The organism is Propionigenium maris DSM 9537 (assembly GCF_027925155.1).
Taxonomy (GTDB): Bacteria; Fusobacteriota; Fusobacteriia; order Fusobacteriales; family Fusobacteriaceae; genus Propionigenium; species Propionigenium maris.
Map to the genome: position 1 here is coordinate 52,719 of NZ_BSDY01000008.1, position 19,686 is coordinate 72,404.

Genomic DNA, 19,686 nt, shown 5'->3' on the forward strand with positions numbered 1-19,686 from the left:
AAGATGATAAATATTAGAAAAATGAAGAACTTTATAAAAATGGAGGAAAAATGCTTCTTTAGCGTGGAAGGGAAACTTCAGAGTCTTACAGAGGATTTTGATGATGAAGTGCTTTATGGAAATGTTGATGAAACCTACTACTCTATCCCTTTAGAACTAAAAGCTTTAGCCGAAACACTAGAGGGAAAGTTTATTAAGGCAGAAATACTTATGGACAAAAGGGGTTATATGGAAGTAAAAAAATTAGAACAGACTTCTAATCCAAGGTTGTCAAAATCTGTTGTTTGGACAAGTGAAATGTATGAAGAAATTTTAGGATTATGGGACAGAGGTCAGTTGGAAGCGTTTATAAATAAAAAATAACTATATATTATAGTCTTGTAATGTGTTGGGTTGGATCAATTTAGATAGGAGGAATTGAGATGAGATTAACAGTTATTGATAGGAAGAAGCTCTATAGGAGGGAGTATCAGAGGGATAGTATTCAAGAGCTTACTGGTAGTGTGAGTGGGGAAAATATCCAAGAAAGTCTTTCAAGGGTAGTAGCTCAAATGATAACTCAAGGATAGATTTAGAAAAAATGGGGGTAGGCGAATAGCCTATTCCCTTAACAAAAAAGGAGATAAAACATGGAAAAGAAAATTAGAGGAATTGCCTACGCGAGATATAGTAGTGAGAACCAAAAAAATGAGAGTATTGATTTTCAGCTCAGGGCAATAAATGATTATGCAAAAAGTCACAATATAGAAGTTGTAGAAACTTATATTGATAGAGCAAAATCTGCTACAACTGATAAAAGGCCAGACTTTCAAAGGATGATAAGAGAAAGTGAAAAAGGTGAGTTTGAAGTATTACTTTTATTTCGGCTGGATAGATTCAGTCGTGATAAATATGATGCTGTTTTCTATAAGAAGAAACTTCTGAAAAATGGTGTTAAGGTTGTCAGTGTAACAGAACAGTTATCAGATAATCCAGAGTCGGTAATACTTGAAAGCGTTTTAGAAGGTATGGCAGATTATTATAGCAAGAACCTTTCTAATCTTGTTACACGTGGGATGTTAGAGCAGAGCAGGAAAGCGATCCATATAGGAGGCAAGCCACCTTTAGGTTACGATGTAGATAAAGAGACTAGGAAGTACGTTATTAATGAAGAGGAAGCGAAGTCTATCAGGATAATCTTTGAGAAGTACCTGCAAGGACATACAGTTATGAGTATAGTTGAAGAACTTAATGGGAGGGGCTACAAGACTAAAAAAGGCGTTTCATTCGGGACTAACAGCATAAGGGGGATAATAAAGAATGAAAAATACTGTGGTACATTTGTGTTTAATAAATCAGCTTCTAAAGATGCCTTTGGAAGACGAAATAACCATAAGACCAAGGATGAAAAGGATATCATCAGAGTTAAGGGAGGAATGCCCGCAATCATTTCAGAGGAAGATTATAAGAAAGCACAAGCTTTAATGGCAACTAGGAAGCATGGTCAGGGTAGGCAGAAGGCTAAGGAAATATATCTTCTATCGGGTATCATAAAATGTGATTGTGGACATGCAATGTATGGTAATAGAAGAAAGCCTAAAGGGAAACCACTTTACATTTCTTATCGCTGTGGTGCCAGACATAAGAAAGGTGCTGCAAGCGAATGTAAGACTCCTGAGATTAGGAAGGAGTATATCGAGGACTATGTTTTAACAGAGCTAGAAAATTTCTTGGTGAATAATGAAACAGCTTCTAGCATAGTAGAGAGAGTTAACGAGTATGTAGATCAGGAGAATAACGTTTATAGAGAGAAACTGAGTTACATAGAGAAGGAGATATCTACTTTAGATGGCCAGATCGGAAATATCATAAAGGCCATTATGGACGGATTTGCTCAAGAGGAGTTCAAAGTGAAGCTTGAGGAGCTTAAAAAGGAAAAAACTAGACTAAAGCTAGAGAAAAGTAAGTATTCTAAAGAGGTAATAGCCCCAAATATAGATATACAGACTGTTAGAGAGAAGCTTAATCATTTGAAGGGATATGTCAAGACAAGGAACTTACCTGAGTGTAGGAAGCTTATTAAGGATTTTGTGAAGGAAGTAATTGTATATGAAAGTCACGTTGAGGTGAAGCTCAACGTGGCTTCTTTTGTTTTTGAAGGGCTAAAGTCAGGAGAGCAAATAAAGAAAAAGAGAGATGACTTGTATGTAAAGAATAGCCAAGCTTGCTACTATAAATTTCTAAGAGAAAGGGGATATAAGTATAGTAGAGAAGCAAGTCAATATGGATTAAACTAATTGAAATAAAACCTCAAAAGTGCTATATTAAAACCCTAAAATTAATTTAAATAAGGGGGAGGAAGAATGAACGATATAGCAAGAGATTTAAATTGTGACAAGTGGCAAGAAGTGATGTATGAAGAAGATTTTTCTGAAGTACAAGAAAATCAGGTTTGGCAAATATTAAAGAAACTAACCTTAAAAGAACACAATGATAATGAAGGTTTGCACTGGGGAGTGTACAATATTTTATCAGGAGAAGAAGCGATTGAAAAAAGGATTGAAAATCTTAACTTTGAAATTACCGAGTTTAAAAATGGTGCAGGGAACTTTGAAGTAGAAGAACTTGATGATTTACTTGGTGACTTATTAGAAGAAGAAGAAGTAGGATTAGGTGGCTGTATACATTGTGATGATAAAGCAGTTATAGATGCTGGGGAACATGGTAATCTCTGTGAAGACTGTTACGATCAACACATAACAGAATAGTTCTAGTCGAGGATCAGGTGTGTGGAAGCTCACTTCCACCATGAAATCCACGACTGTAAAGTTTGCGGTTTTGATATAAGTAAGAGCTAAGAAGAAATTCTTAGCTCTTTTTTTGTATCTCAAATTAGAGTAAAAGAATCTACCCTAGAGATAATCACTAAAGTTCTATCATCTGAAATGTACCCTATGCTATAGAGCTTCAGCTCCATCTTTTCAGCTTCAAGATTTCTAAAGATCAGATTTTCAATAAGACAAGACTTAGTAAGTTTATGACCCTTAGAGTATTTTTTCAACATATCAGCTATCTTGGAGTTGATCATAAGTGGGAGCTTATATGGGTGCTTATTCCTTTCAAATTTAACTAAATGTGCATTCATGCTGTTACTTTCTTTTCTAAATTTTATTAATGTAATATTTAGAAGCTCCCTGTAAGTTCGAGTGTAATGAGCCTTGGACTCTAATACGTATAGAAACGGTGTAAGGAGTATAGGAGATGTTTATTAATGTGATTTTATTTTTATAAAATAAACAAAAGACTTGTTTTTAAATCTAAATTTAATGTATATTATTGAGTGGGATAAAATAAAAAATTAGGGGTGAGATCATGGTTGCTTTAGAGGAAATAAAAAGGGGAATTAAAAATAAGAATGAAGAAAAAGTGGTTGAAGGGTTAAAAAATCTAATAAAAGAAGAGCCTAAAAATATAAAAAAAGCAGTATTAATGAGAAATACTATAATAGAGCCATTAAACCGTAAATGTAATAAGGAAGATAATGACTTTTTTATAAGGGCTATCATTAAAGTTATCGCAGAAGAAATTAAAGAAGATAATGTGAAATCATTAGCATATCTTAGAGAGTTATTAGAAATAATGAACTCAATTAATACTATCTTTAAAAGTGTTGAGTTAAATAACGAAAGATTAAAAGATAACAAATTTAAAAATCATACCTTTTTACAAAAAATTCATAGTTTTATGGCATTTTTTGAATCTCAAAGACTATACATGTCTAAAGAGAAAGTAGTAGAAGAAGGAGAGTTTGTGACTGGAATGGAAAAAGAAGTCGCAAAATATGCTGTAGAAGGTAGGGAAATAGTAGTTCCAGATAGAGGGCATTTAGAAGGGTTGATAGAATCAGGAGAAGCACTATACAATTTATGTTTTTATGAGCATAAAGATAGTATAGAAGAAGAATTTGATAAAAGTAATGACTGGATATCGCCTTATATGAACCCAGGCTTTGAAGAAATTATGCATTTAGCACATCATAGAAAATTATTAGAAGATATCTGGAGCAGATTTAAATATGCTGACTGGAAGTTGGAATCAAAAGAAGAGGTAGAAAAATTTTATCCCAATAATAAAAAAATAGAAGCAATGAAGCATGTTGCAACTCATAGGTATACCTATAGAGTAAATTCTATAGGTAATAATATTATAAAAGAAAAAGAAAGAGAGATGAGAGAAGCTTATACTAAAATAGTAAAAAGTTCTGACAATATAACGATGGGACTCTTAGATAATTTATTTAGAATAACTAAAGAGGAGTACTTGGAACTTAATTACTTTATAAATGAACTTTCAAGAGCTTCTAAAGAGTTGCTAGCTCCTATTTATTTTGATACTAGTATATCAGAAATAAAAATTGAAGAATATATATTGGGCTGTGAGTATTTACAGACTTTAGCTCTAATATACCAAGAAGCTGAGAAGAATAAGTTCATAGAAACAGAAAATAATCAAAATTTATTAGTTCCTTTAGTAAGTTTAGATAAATTAATAGGTCATTTTTCAAATGTACATGACATTGAACTAAAAAAAGCAAAACAAATTATAGAAACATACGTTTTTGGAAAAGACTTAAAATTAGACTTGTTTTCACAACCACTTCCATATGTAGGGGGTAATAATGTGATATTTTCTACTAATTTAATTTTACAATTAAATATTTTTAGAATGATAGAAATGCTTGTAAATAAAGTCTCATCAGAGGATGTTGCTAAAAAAGGAATACAATTTGAAAAAGAGATTCGTGAGGCATTAAGCCTAAATCCTCATATTAATGTAAATAAGGATGCTTTAAAGTACGAAGCATTTGACGGTAGAGAGATAGAATATGATTTTATTGGAACTTTTGAAGATTGCTTAATTTTGATGGAGTTTAAGCATTTAAAGGTACCATATACTGATAAAGAGAGATATAATTCTTTTGAAACATTAAAAGAAGCTTTTGAGCAAATAAAAAGGAGAAGTGAGTCTGTAGAAAAGGATTGGGAGAAAATAAAAGAACTTTCTACCCTAGATCTTCCAGAAAAACCTTTCAAAGAGGAGAAAATTATAAAAATAGTGTGTACTAATATCTATGAATTTACAACTCTTGAGGAAGATAATATAAAGGTTATAGATTCAACCTCTTTATTATGTTACTTTGTAAAGAAAAATACAGAGGTATTTGCTTCAGATGATTCAGTTTACAAAAGATTATCTCTATGTAAAAAGAGTAAACCGACAGTAAAAGAATTCTTAGAATTTTTAGAAAACCCTATAACGATAGAACCATTTAAAAAAGCTTTTAGTGAGCAGCTTCGTCCTATACAGATAATGGGGAAAGAGGACAATATAGCTATATATGAATTGATATTAAAAAAAGATCCTTATAAAGAATACATAAAAAAAATATTAGAGGACCCCAAAAAAATAAAGAAAGAACCAGAGAAAATAAAAAAGAAGAAAAAGTTAGGAAGAAATGAAAAGTGTTTTTGTGGAAGTGGAAAAAAATATAAAAAATGTTGTTTGAATTAGAAAAATTGAGACTAGCTACCTAATGGTAGCTAGTTTTCTTTATTTTCTCCTCTATCTCTTCTTGAAAAATATAGGGTATATTTATAGTAGAGGATTAGGTGAGCAACAGGTCACTTCCACCAAATGAATTTAAGACCACAACGGTCTTTAGATAAAGAAAAGAAGAGGCTTATGCCTCTTTTTTAGTATATAAAAATAAAAGAAGTTATTAAAATAGAGTTAATATATTAGGAGGTGGGATAATGGCAGTAGTAAAAAATTATAAATATAAAGGTGTCCCTTTGACATCTGGTATTGCTAAATACCTTATAATTAATAATTTAGAATCTAATAAACCTTATAAAACTAAAGAAATAAAAGAAATAATAGTAGGGATTCATTTAGAAGCTGGCGGTATGCCTCATGAAGGAAAGGATGTACAAAGAAATGTTATAAAAAAGGCCTTATCTATTTTAAAGTTAAATGGAAAAGCTGTAAATATAACTCAAGGGAATTGGAAGTTTGACTTAGGAGATAGAGATGATAATTTTCATCAAGAGGTGCTTAAGAAAAAGGAGTCTCTAGAGAAGAAAAAACAAAAAATAGATGCTTTTAACTTAATAGAGCCTAAACGTATTATAGGAGATATAACATTAGAAGGGTTTGTTTATTTTTACTATTATCCAGAATATAAAAAAAGTGGGAAAGAAACTTGGCCTTGTAAGATTGGAAGTTCAAAAGAAAAAGATTATAGCAGAGTCATAAAGCAAGTAGGAACAGGGATTCCAGAAAATCCAATATTAGAATTTGTGATTTTCCATGAGAAATACAAAGAATTAGAGAAGTTTATCCATTATCATTTTTTTTAAAGAAAAGAATATTAAAGAAGCTCGTGGTGATGAGTGGTTTGATACTAATGTCAATGAAGTATTAAGGCTTCTAATAATAAATGAACAGATAAGTTGTGAAGCGCTTAAGTTCTGAGAATTTAGAAGAATTAAGAATATTCAAAGGGGAAAAGAGGAGTGCTAGCCAATAGTCTTAATAGGCATTAGAAGTAAAATGGTTTTTCTATCGACTTAAACAGCCGATAGAACTTTGTACCTACAAAGGTTTACCGAGACCGTCAAACAGAATAAGTTCCGCAACGATGAACGCAAATCTTAACTTGGGGAGTGAGGACTGTAGCTCATAAAGGTCGGAGTATTAAAAATCTCACAAGGGAGACATTGTGAAAGTCTTGATTTTTCGGTTACCTTTGTATCAAGACAAAGGTAACACTAATTTTTTTTCAAAGAGGCGTCCTTTCTTGATTCGTTCTTTGGACGAGCAAAGAATGAATGTATCTCTTTACCAATCCCCAAATACCTGATAGAATACTTCAAATCAAATTCTGGAGGATAGAAATGATATTAAGTGGTGTAATAGCAAATTCTGTTGCAGTTGGTCTGGGATCTTTATTTGGAGTTTTCTTTAGAAATAAATTCAATAAAAAGGTAATCGATAATGTAATGAACGGTATGGGGCTATGTGTACTATATGTTGGAGTATCGGGGAGTCTGGCAGGGAAAAATATATTGGTAACAATCGGATCCATAGCTCTGGGAGGAGTTATCGGGGAGCTTATAGATATAGACGAAAGATTGAGGAAGTTTGGTTTTGCCATGGAAGATAGATTTAGATCAAATACAGATAAAAAGGAGTCCCTGGCAGAAGGTTTTCTTAACTCTACCATGGTAATTTGCGTAGGTGCAATGGCAATAGTTGGTTCCCTTCAAAGCGGTCTTATAGGAAACCATGAAACACTCTATGCCAAAGCATTTATCGACCTCTTTGTGGTACTGGCAATGTCTGCAACCATGGGGATAGGTGTGTTTTTCTCGGCATTTTCAATTTTATTCTACCAGGGAGCAATAACTTTATTTGCAGGAACTATCTCCCCCTTTCTATCGGAAGTTGTAATAGGTGAGGTAACCTGTGTAGGTTCCCTTGTGATCATAGCAATAGGGCTTAATATTTTGGGTATAACCAAGATAAAGGCTGCAAACCTTAGTTTGGCACCATTTATTCCTATAATTATATACTTATTTATATAGGCTGTTTAAAGATAGATATAAGCTAGGGAGAAATCCTTAGCTTTTTTTGATTAAAAGTAACCCTTCTAAATATTAAGGAATATAAAACCGTTCCTATATAATAACTTACATAGGAGGTGGACTATGAATTGTCCTAAATGCAACAAGGAATTGGAAAAGAATCAAAGTACTGGTGTCTACAGGTGCGAGGAGTGTAATGTAGATTATAGGGTAGCCGGTCTGTGCAATAAGTGTGGAGATAAAGTTGAGAAGCTGGCTGCATGCGGATCGGTAAGTTTCTGGTGTCATACATGTAATGAATTAAAGTCCAAGAGCACGGTAAAAAGAATATTGGAAGAGGCATAAAAATAAACTATCACTGGAAAACTCATGAATCTATTTAGATTCATGAGTTTTTTTAGATTGACCGAAAGCAGTCGTCGAACTTCACAGAAGATTTAAACTTCGGGACGTTGAACTCCCTTGGGCCCGTTCGGAGCCTGTAAAAAGTCTCGGAAACACCGACTTACTATAAAAGACAATTGCTGAAGGTCTTGAACTTTGGGTACCTTTCTTTCAAGAGAAAGGTATAAAACTTAAACTTCTATTTAAAGAGTTGGAATAAATCCGACTCTTTTTTAGTCCGACTTGAACAGCCGATCTAACTTTGTACTTAAAAAGCCTACCTAGACCGTCAAACAGAATAAGTTCCGCAACGATGGATACAAATTCTAACTATGGGAGTGAGGACTGTAGCTCACAAAGGCCGAAGTATTAATAGTGTTACCTAAGAGGCATTGTGAAAGTCTTGATCTCTTGGTTACTTCTGTATCAAGACAGAAGTAACATATCCATTGAGGATTCCCCCCATATAATATATAATCTTCCTATAAAGTATATAAAGGAGGATTGCCTTGTATAGAGAGCAGATAAAAAACTTTAAAGCAACCACAATCCAGGAGAAGGCAGATAAAAAAGCCATCCTGGAGTATATAGACCTCATGGGAGATGATATATTAAATAGAAGCAGCAGGCTGGCCCACCTTACCTCTTCGGGTTTTATAATGAATAGGAGTCTGACCAAAACCCTCATGATTCACCACAACATCTACGATGCCTGGGGATGGACGGGAGGGCATGCAGACGGAGACAGAGACCTCCTGGATGTAGCCATAAAGGAGGCGCTGGAGGAGACGGGGATCTCCAAGATAGAACCCCTGACTCAGGAGATGATAACATTGGATATCATTCCGGTACCAGCCCACATAAAGAGGGGGGAATATGTGAATGTCCACCTGCATCTCAATACCACCTATGTTCTCATAGCTGAAGAGGATGAAATCCTGACCATCAAGGAGGATGAGAACAGCGGAGTTAAGTGGATTCCCATAGAGGAGATGGAGGCAGAGGTCAATGAACCTGAGATGATCCCCATCTATAGGAAGATAGTGGAGAAGGCTAAAGCCCTGGGGAATTAACTAACCAGAGCAGTATTAGAAAAGTTAGAGCTAGATTTTAATTAGGTTCTTTTTATTATTAAGGAAGGTACAGAGAAGAATTTCTGTATTTTCCCTGCATTTCATGATAGAATTTACCTTAGGATTTCTAACAATAAATAAAGAAAAGATTATATACAGGAGTTAAATTTTATGAGTATTTTAAATGTAAGTAATGTAAGTCATGGATTTGGTTCCAGGGTAATCCTGGAGGATGCTTCCTTCCGTCTCCTCAAGGGGGAGCACGTGGGACTTGTGGGAGCCAATGGTGAGGGGAAGTCTACCTTCCTGAATATCATAACTGGAAAGCTGATGCCCGATGAGGGAAAGGTGGAGTGGTGCAACCACATTACAACTGGATACCTTGACCAGTACAGCACCCTGGAGAAGGGGAAGACCATAAGGGATATACTGAAATCAGCCTTCTCCCACATGTTTGAGCTGGAGCAGAAGACCATGGAGCTCTATGAAAGGATGGGGGAGTGTACTCCAGAGGAGATGGATACCATCCTAGAGGAGGTAGGGGAGATCCAGAGTATCCTGGAGAGTTCCGACTTCTACAACCTGGACTCCAAGATAGAGGAGTATGCAGCTGGACTGGGGCTTATGGATATAGGCCTTGAAAGGGACGTAGCAGACCTTTCAGGGGGACAGAGAGCTAAGATCCTACTGGCCAAGGTCCTTCTTGAAAACCCAATGATACTTATTCTGGATGAGCCAACGAACTTCCTAGATGAGGATCACATTAACTGGCTGAAAAACTTCCTGAAGAACTATGAGAATGCCTTTATCCTGGTATCCCATGATATACCATTCCTAAATGATGTAACCAATGTAATATATCACGTCGAAAAAGCGGTTCTTACAAGATATACAGGAGATTACTATCAGTTTAGGGAGATGTATGAGCTGAAGAAGAGGCAGATAGAGCAGGCCTATAAGAAGCAGCAGAAGGAGATAGCTCACCTGGAAAAGTTTATCGCCAAGAATAAAGCCCGTGTGGCCACAACAAATATGGCCAAGGACAGACAGAGGAAGCTGGACCGTATGGAGGTCATCGAGATAGCCAAGGAAAAGCCAAAGCCAATCTTTGGATTTAACACAGCAAGAACTCCGTCCAGGGAGATAGTGGGAGTAAGCGACCTGGTAATAGGTTATGATGAACCTCTCACAAAGCCACTGAACTTCTCCATCGAGCGTAACCAGAAGATTGCCATAAGGGGAGTCAACGGACTGGGGAAATCTACCCTGCTGAATACCATCCTTGGAAGGATAAAACCTATCTCCGGTGATGTGGAGCAGGGACAGTTTGTAGAGGTAGGATACTTTAAGCAGGAGGAGGAGAGCAGCAATAAGACTGCTTTAGATGAGTTCTGGGATGAATTTCCGAGCTTTACCAATGCTGAGGCCAGAGCGGCTCTGGCAAGGTGCGGCCTAACTACAGACCACATAACAAGCAAGATGAAGGTCCTATCTGGAGGGGAGAATGCCAAGGTAAGGCTGGCGAAGATAATGAACAGAGATATAAATGTACTTGTGCTGGACGAGCCTACAAACCACCTGGATATAGATGCCAAGGAGGAACTCAAGAGAGCTGTAAGGGAGTTTCAGGGAACTGTGGTAATGGTAAGCCACGAACCGGACTTCTATATGGATGTAGCTACAGAGATCTGGGATGTAGAGGACTGGACAACAAAGGTTATATAGGTAGGGTTTTATTTTCTAAATAAACATTGAATATAAGATTAATTAAAGGTGTCAGATTATATGTCTGGCTCCTTTTTTCTTTAGAATAGAATGATAAAAGCTATAGAGGTAAGTTTAAAATAAATACTGTTTCACTCTCTTTGGAGAGCGAGGCACTTTCTTACCATGATGCAAGAAAGTGCCCAAAGAAGATCTAGTCCTGCGTAATGTCTCTAATGTGAATTATTAATATTCGACCTTTGATAGCTACAATCATAACTCTGTGGGAAAAGATGGTAAAACGTTATGATAAACTCAAGCTGTTGTACGGTCTAGAAAAGCTAGAAGTACAAAGGTGCATCGACTACTTCGGACACTTTTATATCAAAAGAATATCCCTATAAATAATTTCTGAATATTTAGTTAGTAAAAAGATCTTTAAAATGATTAAAAGTCTGGGAGGAGCTAGTCATATTACACTACTCACTATTTCTACTTCGTTTATTATATCAAGACAAGAAATGAAACTGCTTCCAAGAGAGGTTAAAAGGAAGAAGGAGATGGAGTCTTTTTTTAAAAATTCAAAAAACTTTAGAATTGTTCTAAAAAATATCACGATTGTTTTAAATGAGAGAACTGCAAAAAAGATAAAAATAAACCACAATAATGGATTAAAACGAGAGTATAATTTCAATATTTTATAAAAAAAAAGAATTTTTTATAAAAAAAAGTTATAAATTTTTGTACTCTTAACCCCTAAATGTATATATTTGTATTCTATCTGAACCAAAAAAACTTAAATCTTACATTTTAACTTCAAATAAAACAAAAGTTGTGCTAATATATACTTGAATAAGGCAATTGTTCAAAGGAAGGGTTATATATTTAAAGCAGTTTTTAAAGAATTCTGAAACTTCAGCTTCTGAAGATTTCAAGAAAACTATTATCATGAGGTGAGAAAGTTATGAGAGATTTATTGAGCAAGTGGAATCAACTAAGTTTAGTAAAAAGAATTATCATCGGTTTAACAATGGGTATCATACTAGCACTAACAGTTCCAGATATGGCAAAGCCAGTATCTATCTTTGGATCGTTATTTGTAGGAGCACTAAAGTCGGTAGCACCGATCCTAGTATTCTTCCTAGTAATGTCAGCTGTATCTCAGCATAAGAGTGGACAGAAGACAAATATGAAGTCTGTTGTTACTCTTTATCTTATTGGAACATTTGCAGCTGGACTTGTGGCAGTTTTAGGAAGTTTCATGTTCCCAGTAACTATTAAACTAGGTGCAGGAGCAGGTGGAAGTGTTACACCTCCAGGTGGAGTTGTAGAGGTATTAAAGGCACTACTTCTAAATGTTGTAGACAACCCTATCCACGCACTGGCTAGCGCAAACTATATCGGTATTCTTTCTTGGGCACTGCTTCTTGGAATCGCTCTAAAGAATGCACCTGAGTCAACTAAGACAATGGTTTCTAACTTCTCAGATGCACTATCTCAGGTTGTTAGATGGGTTATCAGCTTAGCACCACTAGGAATCATGGGACTAGTATTTGCAACTATCTCTGAAAATGGTATTGGGTCAATGGTAGATTATGGACGTCTTCTAGGACTACTTCTTGGATGTATGGCATTCATGGCACTTGTTGTAAACCCACTTATCACATTTGTTATGATTCGTCAGAATCCTTACCCACTAGTGTTTAAGTGTCTTAAGCAGAGTGGAATAACAGCATTCTTCACAAGAAGTTCTGCTGCAAACATCCCTGTAAATATGGAGCTATGTGAGGAGCTAGGACTAGAGAAGGACGTATACTCTGTATCGATCCCTCTAGGGGCAACAATCAACATGGCTGGAGCGGCAATTACAATCTCAGTATTAACTCTTGCTGCTGTACACACACTTGGAATTCAGGTAGACATGGGAACTGCACTAATTCTAAGTATCCTATCAGCTGTAAGTGCTTGTGGAGCATCTGGTGTAGCTGGTGGATCGTTACTTCTTATCCCTCTAGCTTGTAGCCTGTTTGGAATTCCAAATGAAGTGGCAATGCAGGTAGTAGCTGTTGGATTCGTTATCGGAGTTATTCAGGATTCAGTGGAAACTGGTCTTAACTCATCAACAGACGCACTGTTCACAGCTGTAGCTGAGATGGCAGAGTGGAGAAAGAAAGGTAAAGCAATCGTTATCAACAACGCATAGTACTATTGAAAGATAGATATTTATAGAGTAGGAACCGGGGAGGAATCCCCGGTTCTTTTTGTATAGCTATAGAAGAAGGCAAACTATAGTGAGTTTAAGGGGAGGTATGATGAAGTTTAATCTACTAAAGGGAGCTGCAGAGATAAAGCTGAGATCGGTTAATGAAAGAAGGATCTATGAATACCTGGAAACCTTTAAGGTAAAGGAACTCCAGAGGGAGGAAAGAGTAAATCTAGGTTCAGAAGAGATGCAGATTCGGTCCTTTGAGAGTAAGGGTGAGATTAAAAGGGGAGTAAGGGACGGATTTGTAGTAGCTATAGACTGTTTCAACAGATACTTCATCTGTCTTTCTAAAAGGGGGAGGGAGCAGTCGATCTATCTTCTGAAGATACAATTTGACCTGGATGAGATCTTTGGAAGAGAAGCAGCAGACCTTATGGATCTAAGGGAGGAGAAGGTTCTGGGAGCAGGTATCGGGATAGAGGAGGCAGAAACCCTCATAGACAACTATCTGGAATGGATGAAGGAGAGGGAAGAGCATAAGGAGGAGGCAGCTAAAGAGAAGGTTGTGGAAGACAGGGCCGAGAAGGATATAGAGAATGAGGAACTGAAAAGGTGGTTTGAAGTATAGGATGAAAAAGGGAGCCCGAGAAGGCTCTTTTTTTATTGCTAAGGAAGGTATAGGTTTTATAAAAAATACATAAAGTAATGAATATTCCAACTGATTATTAGGATGCAACGTCACGTTGCTTTTTATTTGGATAAATATTTTTTGAAAAGATTTAAATTACCTCTCCTGAAAATATTAAAAAATGAAAAAAATAAAACACTATGATTGCTTAATTAACACTATCATTCACGAGATAAATCTTAAATTAATTTTAAGTATATTTTATAAATAAAACTCTTGATTTATCTATGAAATATATGTATAATTATTATAAGGATATATTGAAAGAATAGTTGCTGAGAAAATACTACTTAAAGATAAGAAAAGACTAAAAATGCGACTAATAACATAAAAATAGAGGCTATATGGTTAACTTTAACACTACTTATTTAAGGGAGGGATTGATATGACACTAAAGAAGATGAAGAAATCACAGGAAGTTTTACAGGCTATGGTAATTCATGAAAACGGAATGGTAACTCATAGAGGCTTTACATCGTATGATGCAGTTGTTAACTACAGAGAGAGAAATAAGAAGGACAGAGTAGTTCTAGAAGAGGGAACTAGAAACTAGATTTAGAATCTGAAGCAGCCAGGAAGGCTGCTTTTTTATTTGCTTAATTTCTTTCTGGAAGAAGTTTCTATGGAACAGGAATTTTATCTAGGAGTGGTATAGGTATAGTGCATGAAATTCTGATTGAGGAGGTAAAGATTATGTCTATAAGCACTATGGGGGGAGATAAGGGGAAAACATCTCTCTGGAGCGGAGAGAGGGTGGCAAAGGAGAGCCTAAGGGTAGAGGCCTATGGAACAATAGATGAACTGAACTCACACCTGGGAGAGGCAAAGCACTATGTGAAGGTTGAGAGGGTAAGGGAGATAATAGACGGGATACAGGAGGATCTCTTCAGGGTAGGGGGAGGTCTGGCTACCATAGGGGAGTTTAAGAAACCTATTGAAAAGTATCATGTGGGGCATATAACCAGCCTGGTCTATGAGCTGGAAAATGAATTTCAGTTTAAGGGGTTTGTGGTGCCCGGGATGACCCTGCAGTCTGCCAAGCTGGATGTAGCCAGAAGTGTAGCCAGAAGAGCAGAGAGAAGGGTGCTGGCCCTGGCAGCTGAGGAGGAGGTAGCCGAGGAGATAAAAAAATATGTGAACAGGCTCTCGGACCTTATCTACCTCTTAGCCAGAGTAGAGGAGAAGGCAGAGGGGAAGATCAAGCTGGTGGAGTGGAAGTAGAGGAGGCAAAAAGTTTTTTTGGACTGGTTTTTTAAATGAACACCGAAATTTAAGCTTCTGTTAGAGAGAATTTGAGCCTGTAAAACCTTAAATTAAGAATGCTCTATACAGATAAAAAGAACAAAAGATCCGTTTATATGGTAATGATATTAACGTTTATAATTAAATTTCTTAAAAGAGTGACAAAGTCACTTTTTGTCTTTGTTTTAATGAGATATAATTTAATCAGGAGATTATTATATTTGAGGTGAGGCATGAGAAGTTTAGTTTGGTATGGAAGAAGGTTCTTCAAGTACTATATTCAAAATCCAGGATACAGGGTTGTCTATGGTTCGTTTAGTAATTATTGCAGGTGCAGGAAGAAGTATGAAGAGGGCGGAAAGTAAGAACGGTGAGGTTTGAGTACTAGCTTAGATAAAACAAGATGAAAAAGCAACTGAGGTTGCTTTTTTTATTGTGAATGAGGTGAAAAAATAATATAATCTAAGAAAATAAAAGAGATGGGATGATGAAAGTTGGCGAAGATAAATAAGGTTACGGGATTTATAGACAGTGTTATAGGAAAAGCAATAGTTGTAGGAGTGGAGCTCTATGGAAGGGATAAGGCAGGATCTATGGAGGAGAGCCTTTCAGAGCTGAAGGAGCTGGCCAGAGCTGCCAATATCGATGTAGTGAAGGTGGTAAAGCAGAGGCTAAACAAGATAAAGGTGGGAACCTACCTGGGGAGAGGAAAGCTGGATGAGATAAAGATGATGAGTAAGATCCACGGAGCAGATATCCTTCTTGTGGATGACGAGCTTTCAGGTATTCAGATAAGAAATATGGAAGCCTACCTGGATATGGAGATAATAGACAGAACGAGCCTTATACTGGATATATTTGCCACAAGGGCAAAGACCAGGGAGGGAAAGCTCCAGGTGGAGCTAGCAAGGCTTAAGTATGCAAAACCAAGAGAGATTGGCGGTATGGGAATAGCTCTTTCAAGACAGGGAGGAGGAATAGGAACTAGGGGACTGGGAGAAAAGAAGCTGGAGGTAGACAGGAGAAATATATCCAGAAGGATAAGCGAGGTAGAGAAGGCCATAGAGGATGTAAAGAAGCAAAGAAACGTCCAGAGGCAGAAGAGGCAGAAGAGCCATCTTCCTACAGTGTCCCTTGTGGGGTATACAAACTCGGGAAAATCTACCCTTATGAACCACTTTATAAGGCAGAACAACCCCCTCTGGAGTAAGCACGAGTCACCAGCTCAGGATATGCTCTTTGCAACTCTGGATCCCTTTCACAGAAAGATAGCCCTGAGAGATAATCTGGAGTTTATCCTGGCAGATACAGTGGGATTTGTAAGTAAGCTTCCCCACTCGCTGGTAGAGGCCTTTATGTCTACCCTGGAGGAGGTAAGGGAGGCAGACCTGCTCCTTTATATCCTGGATATATCCAACGATGAGTATGAGCACCAGCTTAAGGTAACCCAAGAGGTAATCAAGGAGCTGGAGGCAGACGATAAACCCTATATAATAGTAGAGAATAAAGCAGATAAACTGGAGGAGGGAGTAGAGAGGGAGCACAGCGATGTCTTTGCTGCCTCTGTGAGAATCTCAGCTCTTACAGGGGAGGGAGTGGACAGCTTAGCGGAGGAGATAGAAAAAAAACTCCTAACCAACTTCACCGAGGTGGAGATGCTGATCCCCTATGATATGGGGAGACTTGCAAGCTATATAATGGACAAAACCAAGGTAGTGGAGCATGAGTACAGGGGAGACGGCCTCTGGGTAAGGACAAACCTCAATGTCCACGATGTTGAAAGGTACAGGAAGTATATAAAAAATTAAGAGTCCCCCCTGGGGACTCTTTTTTATAAATTTATTTAATTGAAGCTACCAGGGAACTTGCTTCATCCTTTAATTTCTGGATCTTTTCATTGTCACAAGCCTTTCTTGAGATAAGGCTTCTGATAGACTTTAACCTCTTCAACCTGTTTCTTCTCTTGGAAAGATTTCTTTTGAACATAACAACATCCCCTCCTATTTTATATTAAATAGTTTTCACACTTATTTTGTGTAAAACTGTATAGCTTCTACTTGGAAGGGGAGGATTTCCTTTAAATAAAATAAAAATATGCTCCTTGGGGAAGCATATTTTCAGAGGGTTATATATTTCAAAAAATAGTTGATTTTAAACGTAAGCTTCCTTGTTTGAAGGAGTAAGAAGAGCCTGAATCTTAGACATAACTAAGTTTACAAACCTTCCCATGATAAAGATACAAACCAGAGCCATAACAGCTGATTTTATTCCGAAGACAAACATGGATGAAATTACCACCATGGAGTCTACAATAGCCATACATGAACCTACAGGTATCTTAAGGTATTTGCTCACTACCTGAGCCAAGATAACAGTACCACCTGTGTTACTTCCCACTGCTACAGCCAGTCCGATACCGCTTCCCACAATTATTCCTGCAAAGACAGCTCCAGCAAGGGGGTTGTTTCCAGAGAAGTTCTTAAGGGTATCAAAGGCAAAGAAGGCTTCAGCCAATCCAGTGTAAGCAGGGAATAAAAAGATTCCGCAAAGACACTTAACAGCATACTCCTTACCATAGACATAGAGTCCCAAAAGGAAGATAGGGACATTAAGAGCCAGCATGGTAATTCCCACAGGTATTTCCAGTAGGTAATATATAAGGGTAGACATTCCTGTAACTCCTCCAGCAGCAAGCTTAGAAGGTATAAGGAAGTTGATTATTCCCAGTGAACAAATAAATAAACCAATATTGATAATCAGGAATTCCTGAGCATACTTTTTAATATCCATCTTCATCTCCTTTGTTTGAAAAAATAGTATAAATAAATACAAAATACTTCTCATTAGTAAAAATCACACAAGAGGAATTATACTAAATAAATATAAGAAAAGCAACAAAAATATTAAATTTTTAAAAAGAATTTTTTAAGGATTTTATAAAGTCAGAGTACTCCTGGAAGCTTTTGATTTAAGGGGGAGGAAAGGTATGATATAGCAAGAACTAATGAGTGTTCAGGTGTAGTGGTAAAGAGGGGAGGGAGGTGCTCCACCTTTCTAATTTAATATGACACATTAAACTAAGTATGATAAAATAAAGATCTAATTTAGCAAGATGCAGAAGTGTAGGAGTAAAAAAAATTAATATAGGAAGTGAAGGGACCTGGGTGAAGGATGGGTTTACCCCAGGAGAACTAAAGTTGTATTAGGAGGATATAGATGAGAGAACAATTTTCAAATATGGAGATGCTTGGAAGTACATATAAGATAAGCTGTGGAATAAGGGGAGACCTTACATGTAATATCTACGTGTGCCTGGGAAGCGGGCAGTATTCAGCTGAGGAAACAGCTAAGGCTCTTTCAGAAACAAGGATGAAGGAGGATATGGAGTGGGAGCTCTATGACTTTGAAGAGGAGAACGGAGGAACTGGAGTTGGGTATACATTTACTCACTCAGATGAGTCCAATGAACTAGAGGTAATGGTAGAGCTGTGCACTATGAACGGATATAAGTGTGTGTATGAGCTTGTGGCTGAGAGGGGAGACCTGGATCAGGCTGAGGAAGCTATAGAGGAGCTATTTGGAGAGTTTATCGATGAAAAGTTTGAGGAGATAGACAGGATAGAGGCTGAGATAGCTGAGGAAGTTAAAAAAGGTGAAAAGTCTTCAAAAAGAAAGTAAAAGGTATCCAGAGTTTTCTCTGGATACCTTTTTTATTGTTAAAGAAAGTATAGAATTTGTAAAAACACTGAATCAAATGATAAGTGTTCCAAATTATTATAAGGATGCAACGTCATGTTGCTTTTTATAGAAGGAAGTTGAGCCTTTCTATAGCTTTCTCCAGTGTTGCTAGGGATTTGTAATCGGACTCAGTAAGGAAGGATTCCACCCACTTCTCAGATAATGAGACAACCTTTCTTCCCTCCTCTGAAAGATGGATCTCGGTCTTCTTCATCCCCTTGTTTTCAGATACTTCTATCTGAAGAAGTTTGAAGTAGTCGAGGTTTCCTATCATCCTGCTTATCATAGGGGAGGAGATGGCCATCTTCTTGGCCAGGGCATACTGGGTAGTTCCCTCTGCCCCACCGATGTGAAAGAGGAGAAGATATTCCGAATAACTAAGAGAGATAGAAAACTCTCTGGAAAGAAACTCCTCTACAGACCTTTCCAGCATCATCTTTGCCTTTCTCATTGTTCCAAGTTTAAATAATGGCATCATCATCCCCTCCTGCAATCCTCTCTATAATTGAGTAGTAGTTATCGATAGCTTCATTGATCTCTGCTATGGCGTCCTCCTCCTGAAACTCCCTGAAGATCTTTTCAGCCATGTGGATCCTGTAGGCAACCATCATGTCCTGGGCAATGGGAGAGAGGTTAAGGGCAAACTTCAGAGGGGTCTCCGATACAACCCTCCTTGTAATGAGTTCCTTCTTCTCCAGCTTCTTGATAACCTGACTTACCTGGGGAAGGTTCAGAGTGGACATCTTAGAGAGGTCGTAGAGACTGGATTCCGGGTTGTGGATCAGGTACTGAAGACATATTAACTCTGTATGGGAGAGGGCAACATTGTAGACCCTTTTCATATATTTTTTTAGAGATCTTTCAAAGAGAAACTTTCCCCTGTGGATCTCACAGATAGTTTCAAAAAACTGCATAGACTACCTCCTGTCAAAAAACAATATCTTCATATTATAACATAGGAGGCAGAAATATCCCTAAGACATATTACCTAGAGTAATGGAAGGGTCAAAACAACATAATATTTTT

General features: G+C 37.0%; 21 protein-coding genes. 17 read left to right on the forward strand and 4 right to left on the reverse strand.

Annotated elements, in window-relative coordinates:
- Window positions 1-3 precede the first annotated feature (3 nt).
- The 16 genes from QMG11_RS09720 to hflX all read left to right on the forward strand — a co-directional run bounded on the left by QMG11_RS09720 (window position 4) and on the right by hflX (window position 16,730).
- A complete protein-coding gene (locus QMG11_RS09720; RefSeq protein WP_281835579.1) occupies window positions 4-363 on the forward strand; it encodes a hypothetical protein in 360 nt (119 codons plus the stop codon).
- A gap of 59 nt (window positions 364-422) precedes the next feature.
- Window positions 423-569 (forward strand): hypothetical protein, encoded by a 147-nt coding sequence (locus tag QMG11_RS09725; RefSeq protein ID WP_281835580.1) that lies wholly within the window; start codon window positions 423-425, stop codon window positions 567-569.
- A 60-nt stretch (window positions 570-629) separates the two neighbouring features.
- A complete protein-coding gene (locus QMG11_RS09730; protein WP_281835582.1) occupies window positions 630-2,276 on the forward strand; it encodes a recombinase family protein in 1,647 nt (548 codons plus the stop codon).
- Window positions 2,277-2,342: 66 nt separating this feature from the next.
- Window positions 2,343-2,747 carry a hypothetical protein gene (locus QMG11_RS09735; protein ID WP_281835584.1) on the forward strand — a complete coding sequence of 135 codons (405 nt, stop codon included), beginning with the start codon at window positions 2,343-2,345 and terminating at the stop codon, window positions 2,745-2,747.
- Between the two features lie 604 nt (window positions 2,748-3,351).
- Window positions 3,352-5,550, forward strand: a complete 2,199-nt coding sequence (locus QMG11_RS09740; RefSeq protein ID WP_281835586.1) for an SEC-C domain-containing protein — start codon at window positions 3,352-3,354, stop codon at window positions 5,548-5,550.
- Between the two features lie 242 nt (window positions 5,551-5,792).
- The gene (locus QMG11_RS09745) at window positions 5,793-6,398 is read left to right on the forward strand and encodes a hypothetical protein (protein ID WP_281835588.1); all 606 of its coding nucleotides are present in this window, start codon (window positions 5,793-5,795) and stop codon (window positions 6,396-6,398) included.
- Window positions 6,399-6,935: 537 nt separating this feature from the next.
- Window positions 6,936-7,625 carry a DUF554 domain-containing protein gene (locus tag QMG11_RS09750; protein ID WP_281835589.1) on the forward strand — a complete coding sequence of 230 codons (690 nt, stop codon included), beginning with the start codon at window positions 6,936-6,938 and terminating at the stop codon, window positions 7,623-7,625.
- Window positions 7,626-7,748: 123 nt separating this feature from the next.
- Window positions 7,749-7,970, forward strand: a complete 222-nt coding sequence (locus QMG11_RS09755; RefSeq protein WP_281835590.1) for a zinc ribbon domain-containing protein — start codon at window positions 7,749-7,751, stop codon at window positions 7,968-7,970.
- 548 nt (window positions 7,971-8,518) lie between these two features.
- On the forward strand, window positions 8,519-9,082 hold the full coding sequence (locus QMG11_RS09760; RefSeq protein ID WP_281835591.1) for an NUDIX hydrolase: 564 nt from the start codon (window positions 8,519-8,521) through the stop codon (window positions 9,080-9,082).
- A 171-nt stretch (window positions 9,083-9,253) separates the two neighbouring features.
- Window positions 9,254-10,807 carry an ABC-F family ATP-binding cassette domain-containing protein gene (locus tag QMG11_RS09765; protein ID WP_281835592.1) on the forward strand — a complete coding sequence of 518 codons (1,554 nt, stop codon included), beginning with the start codon at window positions 9,254-9,256 and terminating at the stop codon, window positions 10,805-10,807.
- Between the two features lie 943 nt (window positions 10,808-11,750).
- Window positions 11,751-12,989, forward strand: a complete 1,239-nt coding sequence (gene sstT, locus QMG11_RS09770; RefSeq protein WP_281835594.1) for a serine/threonine transporter SstT — start codon at window positions 11,751-11,753, stop codon at window positions 12,987-12,989.
- Window positions 12,990-13,098: 109 nt separating this feature from the next.
- Window positions 13,099-13,620 carry a hypothetical protein gene (locus QMG11_RS09775; protein ID WP_281835596.1) on the forward strand — a complete coding sequence of 174 codons (522 nt, stop codon included), beginning with the start codon at window positions 13,099-13,101 and terminating at the stop codon, window positions 13,618-13,620.
- 445 nt (window positions 13,621-14,065) lie between these two features.
- The gene (locus tag QMG11_RS09780; protein WP_281835598.1) at window positions 14,066-14,233 is read left to right on the forward strand and encodes a hypothetical protein; all 168 of its coding nucleotides are present in this window, start codon (window positions 14,066-14,068) and stop codon (window positions 14,231-14,233) included.
- 140 nt (window positions 14,234-14,373) lie between these two features.
- The gene (locus QMG11_RS09785) at window positions 14,374-14,901 is read left to right on the forward strand and encodes a cob(I)yrinic acid a,c-diamide adenosyltransferase (RefSeq protein ID WP_281835600.1); all 528 of its coding nucleotides are present in this window, start codon (window positions 14,374-14,376) and stop codon (window positions 14,899-14,901) included.
- A gap of 254 nt (window positions 14,902-15,155) precedes the next feature.
- Window positions 15,156-15,287 carry a hypothetical protein gene (locus QMG11_RS09790; RefSeq protein ID WP_281835602.1) on the forward strand — a complete coding sequence of 44 codons (132 nt, stop codon included), beginning with the start codon at window positions 15,156-15,158 and terminating at the stop codon, window positions 15,285-15,287.
- A 129-nt stretch (window positions 15,288-15,416) separates the two neighbouring features.
- Entirely contained in the window at window positions 15,417-16,730 is a 1,314-nt protein-coding gene (gene hflX, locus QMG11_RS09795) for a GTPase HflX (protein ID WP_281835603.1), read from the forward strand.
- 31 nt (window positions 16,731-16,761) lie between these two features.
- Here hflX and QMG11_RS09800 read toward each other — a convergent pair whose 3' ends face one another.
- On the reverse strand, window positions 16,762-16,908 hold the full coding sequence (locus tag QMG11_RS09800) for a hypothetical protein (protein ID WP_281835604.1): 147 nt from the start codon (window positions 16,906-16,908) through the stop codon (window positions 16,762-16,764).
- Between the two features lie 165 nt (window positions 16,909-17,073).
- Window positions 17,074-17,712, reverse strand: coding sequence for a YitT family protein (locus QMG11_RS09805; protein ID WP_281835605.1), 639 nt, complete (start codon window positions 17,710-17,712; stop codon window positions 17,074-17,076).
- A 426-nt stretch (window positions 17,713-18,138) separates the two neighbouring features.
- On the opposite strand from QMG11_RS09805, the gene QMG11_RS09810 reads away from it, so the two are divergent.
- On the forward strand, window positions 18,139-18,600 hold the full coding sequence (locus QMG11_RS09810; protein WP_281835606.1) for a hypothetical protein: 462 nt from the start codon (window positions 18,139-18,141) through the stop codon (window positions 18,598-18,600).
- A gap of 124 nt (window positions 18,601-18,724) precedes the next feature.
- Here QMG11_RS09810 and QMG11_RS09815 read toward each other — a convergent pair whose 3' ends face one another.
- Both QMG11_RS09815 and QMG11_RS09820 read right to left on the reverse strand, forming a co-directional pair.
- Entirely contained in the window at window positions 18,725-19,138 is a 414-nt protein-coding gene (locus QMG11_RS09815) for a MarR family winged helix-turn-helix transcriptional regulator (RefSeq protein WP_281835608.1), read from the reverse strand.
- Window positions 19,122-19,574 carry a MarR family transcriptional regulator gene (locus tag QMG11_RS09820; protein WP_281835609.1) on the reverse strand — a complete coding sequence of 151 codons (453 nt, stop codon included), beginning with the start codon at window positions 19,572-19,574 and terminating at the stop codon, window positions 19,122-19,124. The genes QMG11_RS09815 and QMG11_RS09820 overlap by 17 nt, the downstream gene beginning before the upstream one ends.
- Window positions 19,575-19,686: the final 112 nt, after the last annotated feature.